Source organism: Ruegeria sp. CG8 (assembly GCF_056537165.1).
Genome location: NZ_JBQFRA010000002.1, coordinates 95402 through 118875, shown reverse-complemented (window position 1 = coordinate 118875; position 23474 = coordinate 95402). Strand labels below are relative to the sequence as shown.

19 protein-coding genes and 3 tRNA genes are annotated in these 23474 nt (G+C 61.1%); 12 read left to right on the top strand and 10 right to left on the bottom strand.

Annotation, left to right across the window (positions count from 1 at the left end; all coding sequences use genetic code 11):
• Positions 1 to 76: 76 nt before the first annotated feature.
• Positions 77 to 2779 (bottom strand): DNA gyrase subunit A, encoded by a 2703-nt coding sequence (gene gyrA, locus ACR0EF_RS06530; protein ID WP_170370970.1) that lies wholly within the window; start codon positions 2777 to 2779, stop codon positions 77 to 79.
• Between the two features lie 224 nt (positions 2780 to 3003).
• Here gyrA and ACR0EF_RS06525 point away from each other — a divergent pair, with 224 nt between their 5' ends.
• The 5 genes from ACR0EF_RS06525 to ACR0EF_RS06505 all read left to right on the top strand — a co-directional run bounded on the left by ACR0EF_RS06525 (position 3004) and on the right by ACR0EF_RS06505 (position 9099).
• On the top strand, positions 3004 to 3273 hold the full coding sequence (locus ACR0EF_RS06525; RefSeq protein WP_093962206.1) for an usg protein: 270 nt from the start codon (positions 3004 to 3006) through the stop codon (positions 3271 to 3273).
• 293 nt (positions 3274 to 3566) lie between these two features.
• The gene (gene zwf / locus ACR0EF_RS06520) at positions 3567 to 5021 is read left to right on the top strand and encodes a glucose-6-phosphate dehydrogenase (RefSeq protein WP_170372492.1); all 1455 of its coding nucleotides are present in this window, start codon (positions 3567 to 3569) and stop codon (positions 5019 to 5021) included.
• Positions 5018 to 5689 (top strand): 6-phosphogluconolactonase, encoded by a 672-nt coding sequence (pgl, locus tag ACR0EF_RS06515; RefSeq protein WP_170370542.1) that lies wholly within the window; start codon positions 5018 to 5020, stop codon positions 5687 to 5689. Before zwf ends, pgl begins: the two co-directional genes overlap by 4 nt.
• 4 nt (positions 5690 to 5693) lie before the next feature.
• Entirely contained in the window at positions 5694 to 7304 is a 1611-nt protein-coding gene (gene pgi / locus ACR0EF_RS06510; protein ID WP_170372494.1) for a glucose-6-phosphate isomerase, read from the top strand.
• 175 nt (positions 7305 to 7479) lie between these two features.
• Entirely contained in the window at positions 7480 to 9099 is a 1620-nt protein-coding gene (locus ACR0EF_RS06505; protein WP_170372496.1) for a long-chain-fatty-acid--CoA ligase, read from the top strand.
• Positions 9100 to 9120: 21 nt separating this feature from the next.
• Here the strand turns inward: ACR0EF_RS06505 and ACR0EF_RS06500 are convergent.
• Positions 9121 to 9195 (bottom strand) — tRNA-Asn (locus ACR0EF_RS06500).
• Between the two features lie 256 nt (positions 9196 to 9451).
• Here ACR0EF_RS06500 and ACR0EF_RS06495 point away from each other — a divergent pair.
• Complete coding sequence (locus tag ACR0EF_RS06495; protein WP_217354731.1) at positions 9452 to 10774, top strand: metal-dependent hydrolase family protein; 1323 nt, start codon at positions 9452 to 9454, stop codon at positions 10772 to 10774.
• A 258-nt stretch (positions 10775 to 11032) separates the two neighbouring features.
• Here the strand turns inward: ACR0EF_RS06495 and ACR0EF_RS06490 are convergent.
• Together ACR0EF_RS06490 and ACR0EF_RS06485 are read right to left on the bottom strand one after the other, a co-directional pair.
• Positions 11033 to 11107: transfer RNA gene (locus ACR0EF_RS06490), tRNA-Asn, on the bottom strand.
• A gap of 74 nt (positions 11108 to 11181) precedes the next feature.
• Positions 11182 to 12096, bottom strand: a complete 915-nt coding sequence (locus ACR0EF_RS06485; protein WP_170373316.1) for an MBL fold metallo-hydrolase — start codon at positions 12094 to 12096, stop codon at positions 11182 to 11184.
• Positions 12097 to 12140: 44 nt separating this feature from the next.
• On the opposite strand from ACR0EF_RS06485, the gene ACR0EF_RS06480 reads away from it, so the two are divergent.
• Positions 12141 to 13460, top strand: coding sequence for an ATP-binding protein (locus ACR0EF_RS06480; RefSeq protein WP_170370537.1), 1320 nt, complete (start codon positions 12141 to 12143; stop codon positions 13458 to 13460).
• A gap of 13 nt (positions 13461 to 13473) precedes the next feature.
• Here ACR0EF_RS06480 and ACR0EF_RS06475 read toward each other — a convergent pair.
• Positions 13474 to 13550: transfer RNA gene (locus ACR0EF_RS06475), tRNA-Ile, on the bottom strand.
• 106 nt (positions 13551 to 13656) lie between these two features.
• Between ACR0EF_RS06475 and purM the strand changes: the two genes are divergently transcribed.
• From purM to rnd, 3 genes are all read left to right on the top strand, one after another.
• Positions 13657 to 14703, top strand: a complete 1047-nt coding sequence (gene purM, locus ACR0EF_RS06470) for a phosphoribosylformylglycinamidine cyclo-ligase (RefSeq protein ID WP_170373317.1) — start codon at positions 13657 to 13659, stop codon at positions 14701 to 14703.
• The gene (purN, locus tag ACR0EF_RS06465; protein ID WP_170373318.1) at positions 14700 to 15296 is read left to right on the top strand and encodes a phosphoribosylglycinamide formyltransferase; all 597 of its coding nucleotides are present in this window, start codon (positions 14700 to 14702) and stop codon (positions 15294 to 15296) included. Before purM ends, purN begins: the two co-directional genes overlap by 4 nt.
• Before the next feature lie 113 nt (positions 15297 to 15409).
• Positions 15410 to 16567: a ribonuclease D gene (gene rnd / locus ACR0EF_RS06460; protein ID WP_170373319.1), complete on the top strand. Its 1158-nt coding sequence runs from the start codon at positions 15410 to 15412 to the stop codon at positions 16565 to 16567.
• An 8-nt stretch (positions 16568 to 16575) separates the two neighbouring features.
• On the opposite strand, the gene ACR0EF_RS06455 is transcribed toward rnd, so the two are convergent.
• Positions 16576 to 17100 carry a hypothetical protein gene (locus ACR0EF_RS06455; protein WP_170338953.1) on the bottom strand — a complete coding sequence of 175 codons (525 nt, stop codon included), beginning with the start codon at positions 17098 to 17100 and terminating at the stop codon, positions 16576 to 16578.
• A 138-nt stretch (positions 17101 to 17238) separates the two neighbouring features.
• On the opposite strand from ACR0EF_RS06455, the gene ACR0EF_RS06450 reads away from it, so the two are divergent.
• Positions 17239 to 17649, top strand: coding sequence for a SufE family protein (locus ACR0EF_RS06450; protein WP_170373320.1), 411 nt, complete (start codon positions 17239 to 17241; stop codon positions 17647 to 17649).
• Positions 17650 to 17674: 25 nt separating this feature from the next.
• Here the strand turns inward: ACR0EF_RS06450 and ACR0EF_RS06445 are convergent, their stop codons facing one another.
• Both ACR0EF_RS06445 and ACR0EF_RS06440 read right to left on the bottom strand, forming a co-directional pair.
• The gene (locus ACR0EF_RS06445) at positions 17675 to 18346 is read right to left on the bottom strand and encodes a DUF1638 domain-containing protein (RefSeq protein ID WP_170373321.1); all 672 of its coding nucleotides are present in this window, start codon (positions 18344 to 18346) and stop codon (positions 17675 to 17677) included.
• A gap of 174 nt (positions 18347 to 18520) precedes the next feature.
• Positions 18521 to 19219 (bottom strand): corrinoid protein, encoded by a 699-nt coding sequence (locus ACR0EF_RS06440; protein ID WP_093962188.1) that lies wholly within the window; start codon positions 19217 to 19219, stop codon positions 18521 to 18523.
• A gap of 277 nt (positions 19220 to 19496) precedes the next feature.
• Between ACR0EF_RS06440 and ACR0EF_RS06435 the strand changes: the two genes are divergently transcribed.
• Positions 19497 to 20567, top strand: coding sequence for a PA0069 family radical SAM protein (locus ACR0EF_RS06435; RefSeq protein WP_170373322.1), 1071 nt, complete (start codon positions 19497 to 19499; stop codon positions 20565 to 20567).
• A 38-nt stretch (positions 20568 to 20605) separates the two neighbouring features.
• Here ACR0EF_RS06435 and gltA read toward each other — a convergent pair whose 3' ends face one another.
• Positions 20606 to 21901 carry a citrate synthase gene (gene gltA, locus ACR0EF_RS06430; RefSeq protein ID WP_170338439.1) on the bottom strand — a complete coding sequence of 432 codons (1296 nt, stop codon included), beginning with the start codon at positions 21899 to 21901 and terminating at the stop codon, positions 20606 to 20608.
• A 114-nt stretch (positions 21902 to 22015) separates the two neighbouring features.
• Entirely contained in the window at positions 22016 to 23422 is a 1407-nt protein-coding gene (gene gltX / locus ACR0EF_RS06425; protein WP_170363384.1) for a glutamate--tRNA ligase, read from the bottom strand.
• Between the last annotated feature and the right edge of the window lie 52 nt (positions 23423 to 23474).

The window sequence follows — 23474 nt, the reverse complement described above, 5'->3', positions numbered from 1 at the left end:
CGAAAAGGAGCGGCTGCTGTTGCAGAGCCGCTCCGTCGTCGTTGAAATGAGGGCCGCCGATCAGAGGCGGCCATCCTTACGTTTCGCTATCGTCTTCCTCGTCACCCTGGTCTGCGATCCAAGCGACGCTGACGACTTCCTCGCCTTTGCCGGTGTTGAACACCTTGACCCCGCCCGCACTGCGGGACCGGAACGATATACCGTCGACCGGAACCCGGATCGACTGCCCCTTGGACGTGGCCAGCATGATCTGGTCGTCGATTTCGACGGGGAACGAGGCCACCAGCGGGCCGCCCCGCATCGCCTTGTCCATCGCCATCACGCCCATTCCACCGCGGCCGCGCACCGGGTAGTCATGCGACGAGCTGAGCTTGCCCGACCCGCCGGCCGTGATAGTCAGGATAAGGTTTTCCGCCGCAGACATCTCGGCATAGCGCTCCTGAGGCAGGATGCTGTCTGCGTTGCCTTCGTCTTCGTCGGTTTCGGTCTCTTCGGTGACGCCTGCCATCAGGCGGCGCATCTTCAGGTAGGCGGCGCGCTCGTCTGCCGTGGCCTCGAAGTGGCGAATGACGGACATCGAGACGACTCGATCGCCATTCGTCAGTTTGATGCCGCGCACACCGGTCGATTTGCGGCCCTTGAACACGCGCACGGCAGTGGTCGGGAAGCGGATTGCCCGGCCGGAATTGGTGACCAGCATCACGTCGTCATCCTCGGAACAGATGCGCGCGTTGACCAGTTCCACACCCTCGGGCAGATCCATCGCGATCTTGCCGTTGCGCTTGACGTTGGTGAAATCGCTCAGCGCGTTTCGGCGCACGTCACCGGCACTGGTGGCGAAGACGATCTGCAGGTTTTCCCATTCTTCATCCGGCACATCGACCGGCATGATCGCCGCAATCGAAACACCCGTGGGAATCGGCAGGATGTTGACGATGGCCTTGCCCTTGCCGGTTCGCCCAGATTGAGGCAAGCGCCATGTCTTGAGCTTGTAGACCATCCCATCGGTGGTGAAGAACAGCAGTTGCGTATGCGTGTTCGCCACGAACAGATTGGTTACGACGTCCTCTTCCTTGGTCTGCATCCCCGACAGACCCTTGCCGCCGCGCTTCTGCGCGCGGAAGTCGGCCAGCGGCGTACGCTTGATGTAGCCGCCCGAGGTCACGGTGACGACCATGTCCTCGCGTTCGATCAGGTCCTCGTCTTCCATATCGCCGGACCAGTCGACGATTTCAGTGCGGCGCGGCACTGCGAACTGCTCTCGAACCTCGCGCAGCTCGTCGGCGATGATGCTCATGATGCGCTCGCGCGAGGACAGAATGTCCAGGTATTCCTTGATCTTGGCGGCCAGGTCTTCCAGCTCGTCCGTGACCTCTTTGACACCAATCTGGGTCAGGCGTTGCAGGCGCAGATCAAGGATCGCGCGGGCCTGAACCTCGGTCAGGTTGTAGGTGCCGTCGTCGTTCATCTTTGACAGCGGATCGTCGATCAGCCGCAGATAGCTCTCGATCTCGGCTGCGGGCCAGCGGCGGGTCATCAGCTTTTCGCGCGCCTCTGCCGCGTCGGCCGAAGACCGGATCGTGGCAACGACCTCGTCCACGTTCGAGACCGCCACGGCCAGACCGCACAGGATATGGCTGCGTTCCCGTGCCTTGCGCAGGTCGTATGCGGTGCGGCGGGCAACGACATCTTCGCGGAAGTCGATGAAGCTGGTCAGGAACCGGCGCAGGGTCAGCTGCTCGGGGCGGCCGCCATTCAGCGCCAGCATGTTGCAGCCGAACGAGGTCTGCATCGGCGTGAACCGGTACAGCTGGTTCAGCACCACCTCGGGCGTTGCGTCGCGCTTCAGCTCGACCACCACCCGCACGCCGTTGCGGTCGGATTCGTCCTGAACGTGGCTGACGCCTTCGATGCGCTTTTCGCGCACGGCTTCGGCGATCTTCTCGATCATCGAGGCCTTGTTCACCTGATAGGGGATCTCGTCCACGATGATGGCATAGCGGTCCTTGCGCAATTCCTCGACGCGGGTCTTGGCGCGGATGATGACGCTGCCACGGCCTTCCAGATAGGCCTTGCGCGCGCCGGACCGGCCCAGCATCACCCCGCCGGTGGGGAAATCCGGGCCGGGGATGTATTCGATCAGCTGTTCGCTGGTCAGGTCCGGGTCTTCGATCAGCGCCAGCGTCGCGTCGACCACTTCACCCAGGTTATGCGGCGGGATGTTGGTGGCCATACCCACCGCGATGCCGCCGGCACCGTTGACCAGCATGTTCGGGAACCGCGCGGGCAGGACGGTTGGCTCCTTGTCCTTGCCGTCGTAGTTGTCCTGGAAATCTACCGTCTCTTTCTCAATATCCGCCAGCAGCGCGGCGGCGGGCTTGTCCATGCGGACTTCGGTGTAGCGCATGGCCGCCGGGTTGTCGCCGTCCATCGAACCGAAGTTGCCCTGACCATCCAGCAGCGGCAGCGACATCGAGAAATCCTGCGCCATCCGCACCAGCGCGTCATAGATCGCGCTGTCCCCGTGCGGGTGGTATTTACCCATGACGTCGCCCACCGGACGGGCCGATTTGCGGTAAGCTTTGTCGTGGGTGTTTCCGGTCTCGTGCATCGCATAGAGGATGCGCCGATGCACCGGTTTCAAGCCGTCGCGCAGATCGGGGATCGCACGGGACACGATGACCGACATGGCATAGTCCAGATAGGACGTCCGCATCTCGGATTCGATGGATACCGTCGGGCCGTCGTAAACCGGGCGCTCGGGCGGGGTTTCATCCATGTTTTCGGGGATTTCTGGCGTATCGCTCACGTAAACTGCCCGTTTATTGTGCTGGGTCTATATCTTGTGGATGCATCTTATCAGACCCGGCACATAGGGTGCAAGCAAGCAACCCGGAAGTGGCCAGAAACCGCGGTGTTTTTCGGGTAACACATTGTTTTAATACGGATTGAAAAGGAATCATGTTACCCTGAAGGGACCTTTGAGGAAATCTGGAGGTCTGAATGGAGAAAAACGAAACTGAATTGATGCTGAAGGGGTATGGCCTGACAACGGCTGAAATCTTCTATCGCATGCCGGATTACATCCATGTTCTGAACACGTTCATCTGGCAGGATTACGACTTGGCGCCGGATCATCCCAAGCTGTTCAATTTCATCGAGTTCTGGCAGCGCGAAATCGAAGGTCCGCTGCATTCGGTGCGCTTTACCCACCGCAAGATGATCGCGCCCGGAGAATGGCGAAATGTCGTCGGAGAATACCGGCTGAACTAGTGTTTCGGCCCGGTTGCGCTCAAGGCCAATGCGCCTTGATCCGGCCCATGGATCATCGAAGGAATGCCGACCTGCGTTTCGGCGCAGGTTACTCACTCTCATAATTTCAAAACACAACCAGATCTTGGCAATCCGTTGACGGTGGACGCGCTGAGCGGTTGAATATTCTTGTGCGTTTCGGTGGCGGTCCGGTGCGGCGCACACGATTGGTACAGATTGGAAAACCAGAGAAAGTCCACGATATGATTGCGCTAACATTGGACATGCCGGCGCTGGCGCGTTAAGGACGGCTCATGGTTTCTCGCGTTATACCCGTCGACCCATTTGATCTGGTCATTTTTGGTGGCACCGGGGATCTGGCGCAGCGCAAGATTTTGCCTGCCTTGTTTCGCCGTTATTGCGCGGGACAGTGGAATGACGATGTTCGGATAATCGCCGCAGCAAGGTCCGCACATGATCAGGCGGGCTATCGTGCGATCGTGGCCGAGTCGCTGGCCCAGCACGCACCTCGTCAAGCGTCGGATCCCGGCAACCTTGATGGGTTCCTGAACCGGCTGCAGTATCTGCGGTTGGATGCCAGCTCTGATGATGGGTGGAAAAACCTTTCAGGTCAGTTGACGGATTCGCGGATCCGCGCCTTCTATTTCTCGGTCGGACCCGGATTGTTCGCCCCGTTGGCGGAGAAAATCCGCCAGCACGGTCTGGCTAACGAGCAGACGAGGATCGTCGTCGAAAAGCCGTTCGGTCACGACCTGGACAGCGCGCGGGCATTGAATTCCACGCTGGCCTCGTATTTCAGCGAAAACCAAGTCTACCGGATCGATCATTATCTGGGCAAGGAAACCGTCCAGAACCTGATGGCCGTCCGGTTCGGCAACATGCTGTTCGAGCCGCTGTGGAACAGCCAGTATGTCGACCATATCCAGATCACCGTCGCCGAGACCGTCGGCGTGGATGGTCGCGAAGAGTATTACGAGCGCGCGGGGGCCATGCGCGACATGGTGCAAAACCATCTGATGCAGCTGTTATGCCTGATCGCGATGGAACCGCCTGCCAAGTTCGATTCGGACGCCGTGCGCGATGAAAAGCTCAAGGTAATCCGCGCGCTGGACCCGGTGCAGCCGCACCATATCGTGCGTGGGCAGTATTCGGGTGGTCCCGACGGGCCGGGCTACCGCGAAGCGGTGGGCAATCCGCGCTCGACCACCGAAAGCTATGTTGCGCTGCGTGCGCATGTCAGCAATTGGCGGTGGGCGGGAACTCCGTTCTACCTGCGCACCGGCAAGCGGTTGGTGGCCCGGTCCTCGGTCATCAACGTGATCTTCAAGGACGCTCCGCATTCGATCTTCGGGGCCGAGGCCGGGCGGCATGCCAACACGCTGTCGATCCGGCTGCAGCCGAACGAAGGCATCACGCTGAAAGTCACGATCAAAGAGCCGGGGCAGGGCGGAATGCGTTTGATCGACGTCCCGTTGGATATGAGCTTTGCCGAAGCGCTCGGGCCCGAAAATCAGGAAGCGCCGGATGCTTATGAGCGTTTGGTGATGGACGTGATCCGGGGCAACCAAACCCTGTTCATGCGCGGAGACGAGGTCGAGGCCGCTTGGGCCTGGACCGACCCGATCATTGCGGGGTGGCGGGCGCGCGGCGACGTGCCTAAACCCTATGACAGCGGCAGTACCGGTCCCGGCGACGCCGAACTGCTGATGAAACGCGACGGTCGCCATTGGCAAGGGATCAAGCCATGAAGATTCAGGAATATGCCGACAGGGACATGCTGGCCATTGATGTTGCCAACGTTCTGGCCGGAGAGTTGGAGGCTGCGCTGCTGCACAACGATGTCGTGGCTTTTGCGGTTCCCGGCGGCACCACGCCCGGACCGATCTTCGACAGCCTGTGCGCCGCGGACCTTGAATGGGAGCGTGTCCGTGTGCTGCCCACCGACGAACGCTGCGTCCCGGCAGACAGTGACCGGTCGAACGAACGATTGATCCGCGACCGTCTTCTGACCAACCGGGCGGCGGCGGCGGACTATGTCCCGCTCCATATTCCCGGCAAGGCGCCCGAAGAGGTTCTGCCCCAAATCGAAGCTCTGATCGAGCCGCTGCGCCCGTTGGCGGTGCTGGTTCTTGGAATGGGCGACGACATGCATACGGCCTCGTTGTTTCCGGGGATGGAGGGACTGGCGCAGGCATTGGCCAGCAACGCACCGGCATTGGCCGTTGCTCGCCCGCAGACGCAGCCCGAGACGCGCATCACACTGACGGGTCCGGTTCTGGATGGGGCGCTGTCCAAACACCTGGTCATCTATGGTGAACAAAAGCGCGCAGCGCTTGAGCGTGCCATGAGCCTGCCGCCCGAAGAGGCGCCAATTGCGGCAGTCTTGGATGGAATGACGGTACACTGGGCGGATTGATCTCATGCAACTGGACACTCTCAGAACCCTTGCCGCGCAGGCGGCGGATACCCGCATCCTCGACCTGTTTGCGCAGGATCCCGACCGGGCGCAGAGCTTCTCGGTCTCGACCGGCGATTTGCTGTTCGACTATTCGAAGACCCTGATCGACGCGGACATCCGCGCGGCGCTGATCGACCTGTGCGATCAAGCCGGTCTGGCCGAGCGGCGCGACGCGATGTTCCGCGGCGACAAGATCAACGAGACCGAAGGCCGCGCGGTGCTGCATACGGCGCTGCGCAATCTGGACGGCGGCCCGGTCGAGGTTGATGGCCAGGACGTGATGCCCGACGTTCTGGACACCCTGCAGCGCATGCGCGTGTTCGCCGAAGAGGTCCGGGGCGGAACGGCCCAGGGGGTAGGGGGCAGCTTTACCGACGTGGTGAATATCGGCATCGGCGGTTCGGACCTTGGGCCGGTGATGGCGACGCTGGCGCTGGCGCCCTATCACGACGGGCCGCGCCTGCACTATGTCTCGAACGTGGATGGCGCGCACATCGCCGACACGCTGCGCGAACTGGACCCGACGCGGACGCTGGTGATCGTGGCGTCCAAGACATTTACCACCATCGAAACCTTGACCAACGCGCGGACGGCGCGGGCCTGGATGCTGGACGGCGGCGGCGACCCGGGGCGGCAGTTCGCGGCCGTGTCCAGCGCCGTGGACAAGACGGCGGACTTCGGCATCCCGTCTGACCGCGTGTTCGGCTTCGCCGATTGGGTCGGCGGGCGCTATTCGGTCTGGGGTCCGGTTGGACTGCCGGTGATGATTGCGGTGGGCTCGAACGCCTTCGACGCGTTCCTGCGCGGCGGGCAGGCGATGGACGTGCATTTCCGCGCCGCGGGCTGGGCCGAGAACATGCCGGTGATGCTGGCGCTGGTGGGCTTCTGGCACCGTCAGGTGCTGGGTCATGCCAGCCGCGCGGTTCTGCCCTATGACCAACGGCTGCTGCGGCTGCCGGCCTACTTCCAGCAGCTCGAGATGGAATCGAACGGCAAATCGGTGGCCATGGACGGCTCGGCGCTGAGCGTGCCTTCGGGGCCGGTGGTCTGGGGTGAGCCCGGCACCAACGGGCAGCACGCGTTTTACCAACTGATCCATCAGGGCACCGACGTGATCCCCTGCGAATTCATGGTGGCCGCCGAAGGCCACAAGCCCGAACTGGCCCATCATCACCGTCTGCTGCTGGCCAACTGCCTGGCTCAGTCCGAGGCGTTGATGCGTGGCCGGTCGCTTGAGGAAGCGCGAGCGCGCATGGCCGAGATGGGCCTGCATGGCGACGAGTTGGAGCGTCAGGCCCGGCATCGCGTGTTCCCGGGCAACCGGCCCTCGACCACGCTGATCTATCCGCAGCTGACGCCCTTCGTTCTGGGCCAGATCATTGCGCTGTATGAACACCGGGTGTTCGTCGAAGGCGTGCTGTTGGGCATCAACTCGTTCGACCAGTGGGGGGTGGAGCTGGGCAAGGAGTTGGCCACCTCGCTGGGGCCAATCGTCGATGGCGATGCGGGCACCGAGGGCAAGGACGGCTCGACCGCCGCACTTGTGGCCTATGCGCTGCGGCACCGGGGCTGAAGCCCTGCAAATCTGACGGCCTGCCGCCACGGCAGGCCGCATTCTTTTATTGTCAGACAATTAAATGATTGGCAGGATCGGCCCCGAGGAGAAGCCCTGGGGCCGGCCATGCCGCCGTGTCGCCTGGCCGCAACAGACGCCGCATCAGGCCGGCGCGATGAATGGGAGGATGTCCATGCTGGGACAGATGATGACGCAGCCGCTGTTGATTTCGTCACTGATCGATCATGCTGCGCGCTATCATGGTCAGACCGAGATCGTGTCGGTCGAAACCGACGGAACCGTCACCCGGACGAACTGGGGCGAGATCGCCGCCAATGCCCGGCGACTGGGGTCGGCGCTGACCAAGCTGGGCTTGCAGCCGCAGGACCGGATCGGCACCCTGGCCTGGAACAACCGCCGGCATCTGGAAATCTACTATGCGGCCTCGGGTGCCGGGTTCGTCTGCCACACGATCAATCCGCGCCTGTTCCCCGAACAGCTGGTTTACATCATCAACCATGCGCAGGACCGGGTGCTGTTCTTCGACGCCACCTTCATCCCGCTGGTTGCCGCGATCCGCGATCAATTGACCGAAGTGAAGCATTTCGTCCTGATGGGACCGCGCAGCGAGGACGCACTGCAGCAGATCCCTGGACTGGAATTCTATGACGACTTGATCGAGACCGGCGACGCCGATTTCGAATGGCCGGTCTTCGATGAAAACACCGCCTCGAGCCTGTGCTACACCTCGGGCACGACCGGCCACCCCAAAGGCGTGCTGTATTCGCACCGTTCGACCGTTCTGCACAGCTTTGCCTCGAACACCCGCGACGTGATCGGGTATTCGGCGATGGATGTGGTGATGCCGGTGGTGCCCATGTTCCACGTCAATGCCTGGGGGTCGCCCTATGGCTGCGCCATGTCCGGTTCGCAGATGGTGTTGCCCGGGCCGGACCTGCATGGCGAGGCGCTGGTGAACCTGATCGACACCTATGGCGTGACTCTGGCGATGGGGGTTCCCACGATCTGGCAGGGTTTGCTGGCCCATGCCGCCAAATGCGGCACCAAGCTGGAAAGCCTCGAACGTACGGTGATCGGCGGCGCGGCGTGCCCGCCCTCGATGATCGCGACCTTCCGGGAAAAATACGGCGTCGACACCGTGCATGCCTGGGGGATGAGCGAGATGAGCCCGCTGGGCACTGCCAACATTCCGCTGGCCAAGCATCGCAAGCTGCCGATCGAGGAACAGCACAAACTGCGCGAGAATCAGGGTCGTCCGCCCTTTGGGGTCGAGCTGAAGATCGTCGATGACGACGGCAACGACTTGCCGCATGACGGGGTCACGCAGGGCGACCTGATGGTGCGCGGCCATTGGGTGTTGGACAGCTATTTTCAGCTGCAGGATCAAGATCTTCTGCAGGATGGCTGGTTCGCCACCGGCGATGTGGCGACGTTGGACCCCGATGGCTACATGACCATCCGCGACCGCTCCAAGGACATCATCAAGTCGGGCGGTGAGTGGATCAGCTCGGTCGAGCTGGAAAACATCGCCGTAGCGCACCCGAAACTGGCCACCGCGGCGGTGATCGGCGTGCCGCATCCCAAATGGGACGAACGCCCGCTGCTGGTGGCGGTCAAGGCTGAGGGCGAAGATCCGTCCGAGGCCGAGCTGCTGGAGTTTTTCGACGGCAAGATTGCCAAGTGGCAGGTGCCGGACAAAGTGGTCTTCGTCGACGCGCTGCCACTCAATGCGACGGGCAAGGTCCTGAAACGCAAACTGCGGGATGAATTCAAGGACGCCTTGGCAGGTTAACGCTTAATTTCTAAGGATTTTTGGCTCCGGCGGTAGGGATCGAACCTACGACCAATTGATTAACAGTCAACTGCTCTACCGCTGAGCTACGCCGGAACTGAGGGGCGTGTACCAATCTGCAAAGACGAGGTCCAGACGAAAATTGCTTTCTCCGGACGAATTGCGCGCTCCAGGTTTCCGTTTCGGATTTCAATCGGGCTGCACAGGTTTGTTGTTTCCTGCGGCAGTGAATCGTTGCGTTGATCTACGCGCCGGCCGCGACGTGATCGTTTCATCCGGATCAGAAAGAGACTAGCCTCTCGATAATGCACCATGCTTCGGTGAACCTGTTGAAACCGGAAAGGAACCCAAGATGCGGACAGCTTGCAGGATTGTAGCGAAGCTTTTCTTCTTTGTTCTTGCCGCGCCGGGGATCGCCCAAGAGGCCGGAACCCTGATCACCGGCGCTCGGATTTTCGACGGGGTCAGTTCCGACCTGATCGAGGGTCAGGACGTTTTGATCCGAGACGGCATGATCACGGCCCTTGGTCCTGATCTGGATGCGCCGGAGGGGGCGACGGTGATCGATGCGCAGGGTCGGTTCCTGATGCCCGGATTTGCCGACATGCATGCGCATCTGATGTTTCAGATGCCGTTCGGAATCGCGTTCAATGCCGATCGCGAATACTGGGCCTATGTTGCCGCAACCGTCGCCGAACAATACCTGATGCAGGGGTTCACGACGGTCCGCGATGTCGGCGGGAACTCGTTTTCACTGAAACGCGCCATAGATGAGGGCATCCTGGTGGGGCCTCGGGTCTATCCTTCGGGTCCCATGATCTCGCAGAGCTCGGGCCACTCGGATCATCGGACAGACGCAAACGAGCCCGGGTCATTGGTGTTCGAGCCCAGCATTCCGATGAAATACTTCCATGTCGCAGTTGCCGATGGGCGTGACGAGGTTCTGAAAACCGTGCGCGAGGTGTTGCGCCGCAGGGCCTCGCAGATCAAGATTTCCGTCGGTGGTGGGACCGGATCATTTGCTGATCCATTGGACACCACGCAGTACACGGCAGACGAAATCCGTGCAGCCGTCGAGGCGGCAGAAGACTGGAACACCTACGTAACCGCCCATGTCTACAACTCGGATGGCATCATCCGCGCCGTCGAGAATGGGGTGAAGTCCATCGAGCATGGCAATCTGATGAGCGAAGAGGCCATGCGCGTCATGATGGAGCATGATGCCTGGCTGTCGCCGCAGGTCATCGTCTACACATTCCATCCGGCAGGTTACAACGACGAACAAAAAGCCAAGCATGACGAAGCCTATGACGGCATCAACCAGATGTTCACCATGGCAAAAGAGCTTGGGTTCGAGAATATCGTCTTCGGCACGGATGTGATCACTTCTCCTGAGATGATCAAGCGCGCAAACGAGGAGTTCGTTCTGAGAACGGAATGGTTCGACAATGTCGAAATACTCCGTCAGGCAACCTCGAAATCAGCCGAGTTGCTTGCCTTGTCGGGGCCGCGCAATCCTTATCCCGGGGCGCTGGGTGTCATTGCGGAAGGTGCTCATGCGGATATCCTTCTGATTGACGGGAACCCTCTGGAGGACATGTCTGTCATGACCGAATACGAAGAGCGCTTCGATCTGATCATGAAAGGCGGGGTGATCTACAAAAACGAACTGTAGCGGACGGTCTGCTGTGCAAATGCATGGCGGACCAAACTTGCGTCACAGGCGCTGGAAAATCCTCTGATGTTTCCCGGGTGTGGATGACAGGATTGGGCTGATCGAAAGACCAAACCCGATCTAACGGCGCAGGTCCTTGGAAGCAGTCTGATCGCATGCGTTGAACCCGCTGAAAACTCCGCGTGTCGGATCGGCAACCGACTACACACGGGACGTGAGCGGTTGGGTGCGCCACAAACTTCTGAAATCAGAGGATTTTGGCTCCGGCGGTAGGGATCGAACCTACGACCAATTGATTAACAGTCAACTGCTCTACCGCTGAGCTACGCCGGAACTGAGGCGCATATAGCAATCCGGTTTTTCGGCGTCCAGAGGGGAAAAGCACCGAGAGCGAATTTTTTGCGCGTTCAGGAGATGCGATGAAAACTGGTTTGCACCGACAGTGCGCCCCGGGGGGCGACGCGGTCTTTTCCGGTCAGATCCACCAGATGGGCAAACACGTTGCGCTCGGCCGCTGGAAGCAGGGCAGGCGGGGTTTCGACATAGATCCGCTGGGCCAGATCCCGGGCTGTGCCCGGGCGCTCGGCCAGCGCGTCGAGGATTTGTGCCTCACGTTCGAGCCGGTGGCGGATCAACCATTCAAGCCGACCCGAAGGGTCTGTGATCGGCGCGCCGTGTCCGGCATGGAAGACGGACCAGTCGCGGGCGCGTAGCCGGTGGCAGGCTTTCATGAAGTCTGTCAGATCGCCATCCGGAGGCGAAACCAGTGAACTGGCCCAGCCCATTACGTGATCGGCGGTGAAACACACGTCTCCCCAGGCCAGCGCGATGTGATTGCCCAGATGACCCGGCGTGTGAATGACCTCAAGGCCCCATCCGTCCCCCTCGATCCTGTCGCCGTCCGCCAACTCGATGTCCGGGCGGAATTCCGTGTCGATTCCCTCGCCGCCGCCGGCGAGGCCTTGCTCGGCCAGTTGGGACATGATCGCGCTGCGCCCTGCCTGTGGCCCGCCAAAGGCGTAGATCGGGGCACCTGTCCGCTCTGACAGCGGGGCAGCCAGCGGCGAATGGTCCAGGTGGCTGTGGGTGACCACGATATGGCTGATCTTTTGCCCGGGTTGCAGCGCATCCAGAATGGCCTGCATGTGACTGCCGTTCAACGGTCCGGGGTCGATTACGGCAAGGTCGCTGGTGCCCAGGAGGTATGTGTTTGTCCCCAGATAGGTCATCGGCGACGGGTTTGGGGCCAGCAAGAGCCTGAGGCCCGGCTGCAGGGCGACAGGGATCCCCGGTTTCGGGTTGAAATCGTCTGCTGGCAGCATCTTGGCCTCTTTCTCTTGGCGGGGCAGCCCGCTAGGTTTAGCGCATGTCCTCGCGCTGGCTCAAACCCTATTTGCCCCGCAGCTTGTATGCCCGGGCGGCCCTGATTCTGGTGCTGCCGGTGATCGTGGTTCTGTTGGTGGTGTCGGTGGCATTCGTGCGTGAACACCTCGAGGATGTGACCGGTCAGATGACCCGGGCGGCGTCGCGCGAAGTGCGGCTGGTTCTGGAAGACATTCAGGGTGCCGAAACCCAACAGCAGGCGCTGGCCGCGGTGCGTCCGGATCTGAGGGTGCTGGACATGCAGGCCCGTTTTCTGGGGATCAACGAAACGCCTACGATTGAACCTCGGCGCTGGTATGATTTCATCGCACCGCAGATCGACGCTGATCTTCGAGAGCTGCTGCCGAACCTCGTAGCGGTATCGTTGCCGGACAGTCAGGTCGCGACTTTGTTCTTGAACACCCATCTGGGTGTGTTGGAGCTTGGCTTTGATCGCCGGCGTCTGTCGACGGTCGCTCCGCACCAGTTGATCGTCACGATGCTGTTCTTTGCGGTGATCATGACCTCGATTTCGTTCTTGTACATGCGCAATCAGTTGCGGCCGATCACTCGGCTGGCCGACGCGGCGCAGGCTTTTGGTCGCGGTCGGGTCGTGCCGTTCACCCCCGGAGGGGCCGTCGAGGTGCGGGCCGCTGGCAGCGCGTTTCTTGACATGCGCGCCCGGATCGAGCGGCAGATCGAGCAGCGGACCCTGATGCTGTCGGGTGTCAGCCATGACCTGCGAACGCCTCTGACCCGGCTCAAGCTTGGCCTGTCGATGCTGCCCGAGGAAGATGCAAAGCCGCTGCTTCAGGACGTGAATGAAATGCAGTCACTCTTGGATGCCTTTCTTGATTTCTCGCGCGGCGCGTCCGAGGGCGAGCAGGTCGAGGTTCGTCCGGATGAGCTTTTGCGCTCGATCGTGGATGATGCGCAACGGGCCGGACAAAGTGTCGAGTTGCTGTCGCCCGAAGGGCAGGGCGCAGTGATGCTGCGTCCGACTGCGATCCGCCGCGCCGTGGAAAACCTGATCGGCAATGCGGTGCGCTACGGGTCGCACGCGATGGTCAGCATGACCCTGACTGACAAATCGCTGCGCATTCGGGTTGAGGATGATGGCCCCGGCATCCCGCCCGAGCAGCGGACCGAGGCGGTGAAACCGTTCAGCCGGTTGGACCCGTCGCGGAACCAGAATCAGGGCAGCGGGGTGGGCCTCGGGCTGGCGATCGTTGCAGATATCGCCCGTGTCCACGGCGGTGTTTTGCGCCTGGGACAAAGCGAACGCTTGGGCGGTTTGTGCGCGGACATCATCATCGGGCGGTGATTTCGGCCGTATTTGGTAGGCCCGGAGGGACTCGAACCCCCAACCAAAGCGTTATGAGCGCTCTGCTCTAACCAATTGAGCTACAGGCCCGCCTGAGCGCTTGGGTACCACGCAGAACGGCCGCGTCAAGCCTGACCGTTGCAACGCGGCGCACAATCGACTAACCCGCGCTGAAAGCATTCATGAGGGAACGGCCATGACAGCGGGCAAGAACGGCATCACCTATGCAGATGCGGGCGTGGATATCGATGCGGGCAACGCGCTGGTCGACCGGATCAAGCCCGCCGCCAAGCGGACGAACCGCCCCGGCGTCATGAGCGGCCTTGGCGGGTTCGGCGCGCTGTTCGACCTGAAAGGGGCAGGGTATTCCGACCCGATCCTGGTGGGGGCAACCGATGGCGTGGGCACCAAGCTGCGGATTGCGATCGACACGGGCGTGGTCGATGGTGTGGGGATTGACCTGGTGGCCATGTGCGTCAACGACCTGATCTGCCAGGGGGCCGAGCCGTTGTTCTTCCTGGATTACTTCGCCACGGGCAAGCTGGACACCGAGACCGCCGCGCGGATCATCGAGGGCATCGCCGAGGGCTGCGTCCGATCGGGCTGTGCCTTGATCGGGGGTGAAACCGCCGAGATGCCGGGGATGTACCCCGATGGCGATTTCGACCTGGCAGGCTTTGCTGTCGGCGCGATGGAGCGCGGCAGCGATCTGCCCGCCGGTGTGCAGGCCGGGGATGTTCTGCTGGGGCTGGCCTCGGACGGGGTGCATTCCAACGGCTACTCGCTGGTGCGTAAACTGGTTCAGATCTCGGGCCTGGGATGGGATGCGGATTCGCCCTTCTGCGACGGGCCTTTGGGAGAGGCGCTGCTGACGCCCACGCGGCTCTACGTCAAACCCGCCCTGGCCGCGATCCGGGCCGGTGGCGTCCATGCGCTGGCGCATATCACCGGCGGTGGGCTGACCGAGAACCTGCCGCGCGTGTTGCCCGACGATCTGGGTGCGCAAATCGACCTGAACGCCTGGGATCTGCCGCCGGTGTTCCGTTGGATGGCGGAAACCGGGGGCATCGCCGAGGCGGAAATGCTCAAGACCTTCAACTGCGGGATCGGCATGATCGTCGTCTGTGCCGCCGACCGCGCCGATGACTTGGCCGCCCTGCTGTCGGATGCCGGCGAGAGCGTCGCGCGCGTCGGGTCGGTCACCGAAGGGGCGGGCGTCAGCTACGCAGGCAAGCTGCTGTGAGCCAAAAGCGCGTCGCCATTCTGATTTCAGGGGGCGGGTCGAACATGGTGTCGCTGGTCGACAGCATGACAGGCGACCACCCGGCGCGGCCCTGTCTGGTTCTGTCGAACAATGCGGATGCTGGCGGCTTGGCCAAGGCGGCTGATCGCGGGATTGCCACAGCCGTGGTCGATCACCGACCGTTCGGTGGTGACCGCGCCGCGTTTGAGGCCGAGCTGTGCAAGCCGCTGCTCGAGGCGCAGCCAGACATCGTCTGCCTGGCGGGGTTCATGCGCGTGCTGACTGGCGATTTCGTGTCCTGGTTTCATGGGCGGATGCTGAATATCCACCCCTCGCTGCTGCCCAAGTACAAAGGGCTCAACACCCACGCCCGCGCCATCGCCGCAGGGGATGCCGAACACGGCTGCACCGTCCACGAGGTCACCGCGGCGCTGGATGATGGTCCGATCTTGGGGCAGGCCCGGGTTCCGGTCGAACCCGGCGACACCCCGGATTCGCTTGCTCGGAAGGTGTTGGCCTGGGAACACAAGCTGTATCCGGCGGTTCTGGAGCGCTTTGCCCGTGGCGATCGCGCACCGGTGTTACTCCCCTGATCTTGCGCCAGAGATTTACATGAGCGGCCAATTCGGCCTATGGTCTGGCCAAGCGCTCGGGGCAGAAGAAACCAACGGGCAATGACCAGAGCAAGAGCAAGAATAGCAAGCGCATGAAGACCCTCAAAACCACGCGAGAGTTGGCTGACTTCTGCAAGGCTGCCGCCCAACACCCCTATGTGACCGTCGACACCGAATTCCTGCGCGAGCGGACCTACTACTCCAAGTTATGTCTGGTCCAGTTGGCCGTGCCCTCTGAAGACGAGGACAGCGCGGTATTGGTCGATCCGCTGGCAGACGGCTTGTCGCTTGAGCCGCTTTACGAATTGTTCCAGAACGAAAACGTCGTCAAAGTGTTCCATGCCGCCCGCCAGGACCTTGAGATTTTCTGGGTGGAGGCCGGTATTTTCCCCAAACCGCTTTTCGATACGCAGGTCGCTGCAATGGTTTGTGGTTTCGGGGAACAGGTTGGCTATGAAACGCTGGTTCGCAAGATCTGCAAACAGGGTCTGGACAAGACCTCGCGGTTTACCGATTGGTCGCGGCGCCCGCTGAGCGAGGCCCAGCAGACCTATGCGCTGGCGGACGTGACGCATCTGCGCAAAATCTATGAACATCTGGCCGCCGAGCTGGAGAAATCCAAGCGCAGCCATTGGGTGGCGGAGGAGTTGCGCGTTCTGACCGATCCCGCAACCTATGACATCCGCCCCGAAGAGGCATGGCGGCGGGTCAAGACCCGGACCAACTCGGCCAAGTTCCTTGCGGTGGTGCGGGAGCTTGCCCGGTTCCGTGAGGAATATGCCCAACAGAACAACGTGCCGCGCAGCCGCGTGTTCAAGGACGATGCGCTGGTCGAACTGGCGTCGACCAAACCACGTACGCATGCTGATCTGGGCAGCTCGCGTTTGCTGCTGCGCGAAGCGCGCAAAGGTGCCATCGCCGACGGTATTCTGGCCGCCGTACAGGCCGGTGTGAATTGCCCGCCAGAGGATCTTCCCAAGGTGGACAACAGCCGGGACAAGATCAAGGTGAACCCCGCGCTGGCTGATCTGCTGCGGGTATTGCTGAAGTCAAAGACGGAAACCGCAGGGGTCGCTGCCAAGCTCATCGCGACCAGCTCGGAGCTGGATCAGATCGCGGCTGGGGACCGTGACGTTGCTGCGATGTCCGGCTGGCGGTTCGAGGTTTTTGGTGAGGACGCGCTCAAACTCTGCAGAGGCGAGATTGCCTTGGCAGCGAAGGGACAAACTGTTCAGGTCGTCCCCCTGTAAGATCGAATTCAGCGCCGACGCGATTCAAGGGCGTTCTGCTGACCGACCACGCGGATCAGACGAATGCCTTCAAGATCCTGACGGCTGACATTGACCGCATCGGTCACTTCACGCGTACGTTCGGGCCCCTGCGCAGTGGCATAGGTCGGGTAGTTCACGCGGAAAACGAACTCCATAACGCCGTTCTTCCGGTTTTCCTCGGATTCGACGAAGGTGAGCTTTGCGTCATAGGCGCCCTGGCGGAAGGCGGTGCCTTGCGCGACAACGATTGCCCCCGAGGCGTTCGGTTCGATCCGCAGCTCGGTGATGGTGGTGATCGGTACGCTGGTATCTTCGGGTTCAGGGCGCGCGAACAGTCCCCGGCCCGAGCTTTGCTTCGGCACCAGCGCATCTGCGTCGCTGGCCGATGTCTCGACCGGGGCAGGGGTGCTGTTCCCGAACCAGTTCGACGGGTTTGCCCGGGAATCGCGCCAGCTGCTGCAGGCGGACAGGGTCAACAGGGCGACAAGAAGGACGGAAACAGTTTTTTGCATGGACCCAAAGCTTTGCAAGGTATTACCCGCACTGGGTTAGCCTACTTTCGGTCGTTTGAAAAGGCGCCCATGGGGGTGGACACCGGACATCGGGCGACTTAGGTCAGAACCAGAACCGCAACCAGAGGACCCACGTTCATGGCCACGCCTGCCTTTGAGGAGATTGTCGAGGATTTCGAGTTCCTTGAGGACTGGGAAGACCGGTACCGCCACGTGATCGAGCAGGGCAAGGCGATGGAGCCGCTGGATGACGCCTTGAAGGTGCCGGCAACCAAAGTCCATGGCTGCGCCAGTCAGGTCTGGCTCCATCCGGTGATCGAAGATGGTGTTTTTCGGTTTGACGGCGACAGCGACGCGCTGATCGTGCGCGGTCTGATCGCTGTATTGCGCTCGCTTTACAACGGTTTGCCCGTTGCCGAAGTGGAGAAGGTCGACGCCGCGGCCGAGCTTGCCCGATTGGGGTTGAATGAACATCTGTCGGCCCAGCGGTCGAACGGTGTGCGTGCGATGATCGACCGAATCCGAGACGTAGCGCGCGAAAACGCCTGAGCCGGATTCGCCACTCGGTGGCCAATCAGGAAGAATTGGGGCGTGCGCCGGCCCAGTCTTTCAGCGTGGTCTCGAGATCGCCATATCCGGTGAAACGCCGTTCGAACTCCAGCCCCATCCGATCCGCGCATTCCTGTGCCCGACGGGTCAGTTCGGGGTCATCTGTCTGCGCCTGGTAGATCAGCTTGGTGTAATTTCCGAAATACATGTCGCGCAGTTCCGGATGCCGATCCAGTCCCAGCGGCTTCCAGACGAACGCATCAAATTGTCTGGCCAGAAAGTCGGTCAGGTAAAAGGCCGTAGTCTCATCGTCGCCGCGTTCGGCGAATTTGTCGTTTCCTTCGAAGAAGGAATAACAGTGCGGCCCCCGCACCATCTCGACACCCAGCCGTTTGCACGCCTGCTCCAACAGTCCGCCGGTCCCGCAATCGGCATAGACGACAAAAATCCGGTCATACTGGTTGCGATGCTTGGCGACGGCATCCTCGACGGCCTGAGTGATCCGTTCGGGATAGACATGCAGGATGGCAGGCAGGCACGTCAGTGCAAGGTGGTGCCAGCCGTTGCGTGTCTTCAGGTCCAGAATCTCGCGCGCCAAGGCACCGCAGGCGATCAACAGGATGCTTTGCTGCGCATCCATCTCGTCAAACCCCTGTTCCGTCAGGCGTTTTTCGTCAGGTATGTCGTGGTGCGGCATGTGTCGCCTCCGCAAGGTTCCAATGTCAAATGACCGCGAAATAGCCCCGGATGCAAGTTCGCGGCCTTTGGGATCCACACTCGGCACCTGAGTTTCGATCTCGTTGTGATGCCACGGCCCGGAAATGAAAAAGCCGCCCGAACAGGCGGCTTTGACAAAACAAGGCGTGCAGGATCAACCCGCCAGTTGGTTGTGCTTGCGCGAGACGAACTCCTTGGCGGTTTCGACCGCAACCGCCGCGTCCCGGCAATAGGCGTCAGCGCCGATCGCCTTGCCGAACTCTTCGTTCAGCGGGGCGCCGCCTACCAGCACGATGTAATCGTCACGCTTGCCCTGTTCGACCAACGTGTCGATGACCACTTTCATGTACGGCATGGTCGTCGTCAGCAGGGCCGACATGCCCAGAATATCAGGCTGCTCGGTTTCAAGCGCTTCCAGGTAGTTTTCGACCGGATTGTTGATGCCGATATCGACAACCTCGAAACCGGCGCCTTCCATCATCATCGAGACGAGGTTCTTGCCGATGTCGTGGATGTCGCCCTTGACGGTGCCGATCACCATCTTGCCAACGCGCGGAGCGCCGGTTTCCGCCAGCAGAGGCTTGAGGATGGCCATGCCGCCCTTCATCGCGTTGGCGGCCAGCAGAACTTCGGGCACGAACAGGATGCCGTCGCGGAAATCCTGGCCGACGATAGTCATGCCGCCGACAAGCGCCTTGGTCAGAATGTCATAAGGTGCCCATCCACGTTCCAGCAGGATGTTCACGCCTTCTTCGATCTCTTCCTTCAGACCATCGTAGAGGTCATCAAACATCTGTTCGACGAGTTCGTCGTCGTTGAGTTCCGACAGGACGATGTCTTCTTCATCGGACATGGGTCATTTCCCTGAGCTGGCGGGCCTTGCGCCCTTGGTGGCTGTTTTTCCCGTTTTGGCCATTTCGCCGCAGTTAGACTGTGACGATTGCGACCTCGGCGGTTCCGAGACCGACCTATAGGTGAAAATCTTGCCGCGCTCGACGCCAAATTTCACATGATCTTTCTGAGCGGTATTCATGGGTTCTGTGCATGAGACAAGGCGGGCAACTGTGATGGCAGACTTGCCGCGGAAACCCGCAGATGCTAGGAATTACGTGAACAAAGAGGGAACAAATATGCCGTTGCGCCACACTATTTCCGGGCGAGGTGCCGTATCGAACGATGCTGGTCGGTACGAGGCGTATGCGCACGAAGCGGTCGATGACGGCTGGGAGGATCCCGAGCCTCTGCCTCCCTTGCGAACCTCGGTTCGGGACGAGGTCGCGAAATCGCTGATCACCTACAACAAGTCACCGGATCTGCCATTTGACCGGTCGATCAACCCGTATCGCGGGTGCGAACACGGTTGCGTCTACTGCTTTGCCCGACCCACCCATGCATATCTCGGTCTGTCTGCCGGGTTGGATTTCGAAACGCGACTGATCGCACGTCCGAACGCGCCGGATGTGCTTGCGCGCGAGCTTTCGTCCGCGCGGTACAAGGTGGCGCCGATTGCGCTGGGTACAAATACGGACCCGTATCAGCCGATCGAAAAAACACGTTCGATCACAAGAGCCTGCCTGGATGTTCTGAGAGATTTCAACCACCCGGTTGCGATCGTGACCAAGGGCGCTTTGATCGAACGAGACATCGATATTCTAGCTCCGATGGCCGCCCTTGGGCTGGTCCGGGTCGGCATCTCGCTGACCACGTTGGATGATGGTCTGTCGCGGCGGATGGAACCGCGTGCCCCTGCACCAAGACGCCGGCTGCTCATGATCCGAAAGTTGACCGAGGCCGGGATACCCGTTCGCGTCATGACGTCCCCGATCATACCGGGACTGACCGATCACGAGCTTGAAGCGTTGTTGGAGGCGGGCCGCGACGCAGGCGCGGATGCGGCCAGTTGGATCATGCTGCGGTTGCCCCGCGAAGTCTCGCAACTGTGGCAGGAATGGTTGACCGAACACGAGCCCGGTCGCGCCGAAAAGGTCATGGCGCGGTTGCGCGAAATGCACGGGGGCAGGGACTACGACCCGCGGTGGGGGCATCGGATGCGCGGCGAGGGAATCTACGCCGAAATGGTCGCCAAGCGGTTCAAGTCTGCGATTGCGAGGCTTGGCTTGGCGACCACAACTCCCAAACTGCGTTGCGACCTCTTTGCCCGGCCCGCGCGGGCCGGGGATCAATTGTCACTGTTCCAATAAGAAAAGACCCCGCTCGATGGCGGGGCCTGTTGTCTGTCTCAGCGGTTTTCGATGTCGACGTAGTCGCGCAGAGTTTCGCCCAGATACAGCTGGCGCGGGCGGCCAATCTTGTTCTGAGGATCGGCGATCATTTCTTTCCACTGGCTGACCCAGCCAACGGTGCGCGACAGCGCGAAGATCGGGGTGAACATCGAGGTCGGGAAACCCATCGCCTCGAGGATGATGCCCGAGTAGAAATCGACGTTCGGGAACAGCTTCTTGTCGACGAAATACGGATCTTCCAGTGCCTGTTTCTCAAGAGCCTTGGCGACCTGCAGTTTCGGGTTGTTCTCGATGCCCAGCAAGTCCAGAACCTCATCGGCCGACTGCTTCATCACTTTGGCGCGCGGGTCGAAGTTCTTGTACACGCGGTGGCCAAAGCCCATCAGGCGGAACGGATCGTTCTTGTCTTTGGCGCGTTCGATGAATTCGGGGATGCGGTCGACGCTGCCGATTTCTTCCAGCATCTCCAGGCAGGCCTGGTTGGCGCCGCCGTGCGCCGGGCCCCAAAGGCAGGCGATACCGGCCGCGATGCAGGCGAACGGGTTCGCGCCCGAAGACGAGGCCAGACGCACGGTCGAGGTCGAGGCGTTCTGCTCGTGATCGGCGTGCAGGGTGAAAATCCGGTCCATGGCGCGGCTGAGGATCGGGTTGACGACGTAATCCTCGGCCGGAACCGCGAAGCACATGTACAGGAAGTTCGACGCGTAATCCAAGTCATTGCGCGGGTAGATGAACGGCTGACCGATCGAGTACTTGTATGCCATCGCAGCAATTGTCGGCATTTTGGCGATCAGGCGGTGCGTCGCGATTTCGCGCTGGCGCTCGTCGCCCACGTCAGTCGAGTCGTGATAGAAGGCCGACATGGCTCCGACCACGCCCACCATCGTAGCCATCGGATGCGCGTCGCGGCGGAAGCCACGGAAGAAATAGTGCATCTGCTCGTGGATCATGGTGTGGCGGGTGATGGTCGTTTCGAACTCTTCCAGTTCGTCGGCCTTGGGCAGGTATCCGTACAGCAGCAGGAAGCACACTTCGAGGAAGTGCGATTTCTCGGCCAGTTGGTCGATCGGATAGCCACGGTGCAGCAATTCGCCCTTTTCACCGTCGATATAGGTGATGGTGCTGTCGCAGCTTGCGGTCGAAGTGAAGCCTGGGTCGTAGGTGAACACGCCGGCCTGACCGTAGAGCTTGCGGATGTCGACTACGTCGGGTCCGGCCGTTGGCGAATGAACCGGCAACTCATAGGTTTTTCCGTGGACGGTCAGAGTCGCTGTCTTGTTGCTCTCGGTCATGTTTTCCCTTCCTCAATCATACGAATGCCGGCTCGCTGACCGACAAAACGGGCGGTGATCGCGCAAGTCTGCGCGAGTCAGGTCGTAGCGGAGCAGCGTTACCCGAATGTGAAGTCAGGACTGTGCCGCTGCATCAGAAATCCGTGCAATGGTCTCATCCCGACCTAGCACGAGCATCATGTCAAAAACCGAAGGTGTGACGGCCCGACCCGCCAACGCAGCCCTGAGGGGGCCAGCCAGCTTGCCGAACTTCAACCCGTTTGCCTCGGCAAACGAATTGAGGGTCTCCTCCAGTTCGTTCCGGGTCCAGCTAGCATTTTGCAGCTGCGGCGTCAATTGATCCAGTATACCGTCGGATACAGAACTCAGCGCCTTTTCTGCCTTCTCATCGCGCTCGATCGGTCGCGAAGTCAGTGCAAAATGCGCCTTTTCAAGGAGTTCCGGAAATGTACGCGCCCGATCCTTGAGGCAATACATCGCACGTTCCAAATCACCCGATTGTGTTTCTGTCAGCGCAGGCAGGCCAGCGGCGTCCAGATATTCTTCGATTTCTTGCCGCAATGCAGCATCATCGGATATGGCGATGTGCTGTCCGCACAAGTTCTCGAGCTTTTTCAGATCGAACCGCGCCGGGCTTTTCCCGATTCCGTCCAGGTCGAACCATTCCTTGGCCTGTTCATCGGTAAAGAACTCGTCGTCCCCGTGGCTCCAGCCCAGGCGCGCCAGATAGTTTCGCATACCGGCGGCAGGATAGCCCATGGCCTGATACTCCTGCGCGCCCAATGCGCCGTGCCGCTTGCTGAGTTTCTTTCCGTCAGGGCCGTGGATCAGCGGGATGTGCGCCCAGACCGGAACTTTCCAGCCCATGGCTTCATAGATCATCATCTGCCGCGCCGCGTTGTTCAGGTGGTCGTCGCCGCGAATGACATGCGTCACACCCATGTCGTGGTCATCAACGACCACCGCCAGCATATAGACCGGTGTGCCGTCCGAACGCAGGAGGACCATGTCGTCCAGCTGATCGTTTCGGATGGTTACGTCACCTTGGACCTTGTCGCGGATGACGGTTGTGCCATCCTGCGGAGCCTTGATCCGCACAACGAAGGGGCGGTCGGGGTGTGTGCTGGGGTCGGCGTCGCGCCACGGGCTGCGGAACAGGGTCGACTTGCCCTCGGCCCGGGCCTGTTCACGAAAGGCCGCGATTTCTTCCTGGGTCGCAAAGCACTTGTATGCTTTGCCTTCTGCCAGCAGCTGATGCGCGACTTCGGCGTGACGAGCTGCGCCCTCGAACTGGCTGATGACATCTCCGTCGTGGTCGAGCCCGAGCCAGCTCATGCCCTTGAGGATGGCCTCGGTCGCTTCGGGCGTTGACCGTTCTCGGTCCGTGTCTTCGATCCGCAGCAGGAACTTTCCGCCTCGACCACGGGCGTAAAGCCAATTGAACAGCGCAGTACGGGCTCCGCCAATGTGCAGATAGCCGGTGGGCGAGGGTGCAAATCGGGTGACGACCTGATCGGACATTATAGTGATTAACCTTTTGGTAACCGCGTTGAGCGTAGAGTCGAGCCTGTCT

Bases quoted from the DNA above. Each gene is read 5' to 3' on its own strand.
- zwf (WP_170372492.1), top strand. From the start codon at position 3,567: ATGGTTTCTCGCGTTATACCCGTCGACCCATTTGATCTGGTCATTTTT.
- pgl (WP_170370542.1), top strand. From the start codon at position 5,018: ATGAAGATTCAGGAATATGCCGACAGGGACATGCTGGCCATTGATGTT.
- ACR0EF_RS06445 (WP_170373321.1), bottom strand. From the start codon at position 18,346: ATGCCGCACCACGACATACCTGACGAAAAACGCCTGACGGAACAGGGG.
- ACR0EF_RS06440 (WP_093962188.1), bottom strand. From the start codon at position 19,219: ATGTCCGATGAAGAAGACATCGTCCTGTCGGAACTCAACGACGACGAA.
- ACR0EF_RS06505 (WP_170372496.1), top strand. From the start codon at position 7,480: ATGCTGGGACAGATGATGACGCAGCCGCTGTTGATTTCGTCACTGATC.
- gltA (WP_170338439.1), bottom strand. From the start codon at position 21,901: ATGACCGAGAGCAACAAGACAGCGACTCTGACCGTCCACGGAAAAACC.
- pgi (WP_170372494.1), top strand. From the start codon at position 5,694: ATGCAACTGGACACTCTCAGAACCCTTGCCGCGCAGGCGGCGGATACC.
- purM (WP_170373317.1), top strand. From the start codon at position 13,657: ATGACAGCGGGCAAGAACGGCATCACCTATGCAGATGCGGGCGTGGAT.
- rnd (WP_170373319.1), top strand. From the start codon at position 15,410: ATGAAGACCCTCAAAACCACGCGAGAGTTGGCTGACTTCTGCAAGGCT.
- gyrA (WP_170370970.1), bottom strand. From the start codon at position 2,779: ATGGATGAAACCCCGCCCGAGCGCCCGGTTTACGACGGCCCGACGGTA.
- gltX (WP_170363384.1), bottom strand. From the start codon at position 23,422: ATGTCCGATCAGGTCGTCACCCGATTTGCACCCTCGCCCACCGGCTAT.
- ACR0EF_RS06485 (WP_170373316.1), bottom strand. From the start codon at position 12,096: ATGCTGCCAGCAGACGATTTCAACCCGAAACCGGGGATCCCTGTCGCC.
- ACR0EF_RS06455 (WP_170338953.1), bottom strand. From the start codon at position 17,100: ATGCAAAAAACTGTTTCCGTCCTTCTTGTCGCCCTGTTGACCCTGTCC.
- ACR0EF_RS06435 (WP_170373322.1), top strand. From the start codon at position 19,497: ATGCCGTTGCGCCACACTATTTCCGGGCGAGGTGCCGTATCGAACGAT.
- ACR0EF_RS06525 (WP_093962206.1), top strand. From the start codon at position 3,004: ATGGAGAAAAACGAAACTGAATTGATGCTGAAGGGGTATGGCCTGACA.
- ACR0EF_RS06450 (WP_170373320.1), top strand. From the start codon at position 17,239: ATGGCCACGCCTGCCTTTGAGGAGATTGTCGAGGATTTCGAGTTCCTT.
- ACR0EF_RS06480 (WP_170370537.1), top strand. From the start codon at position 12,141: ATGTCCTCGCGCTGGCTCAAACCCTATTTGCCCCGCAGCTTGTATGCC.
- ACR0EF_RS06495 (WP_217354731.1), top strand. From the start codon at position 9,452: ATGCGGACAGCTTGCAGGATTGTAGCGAAGCTTTTCTTCTTTGTTCTT.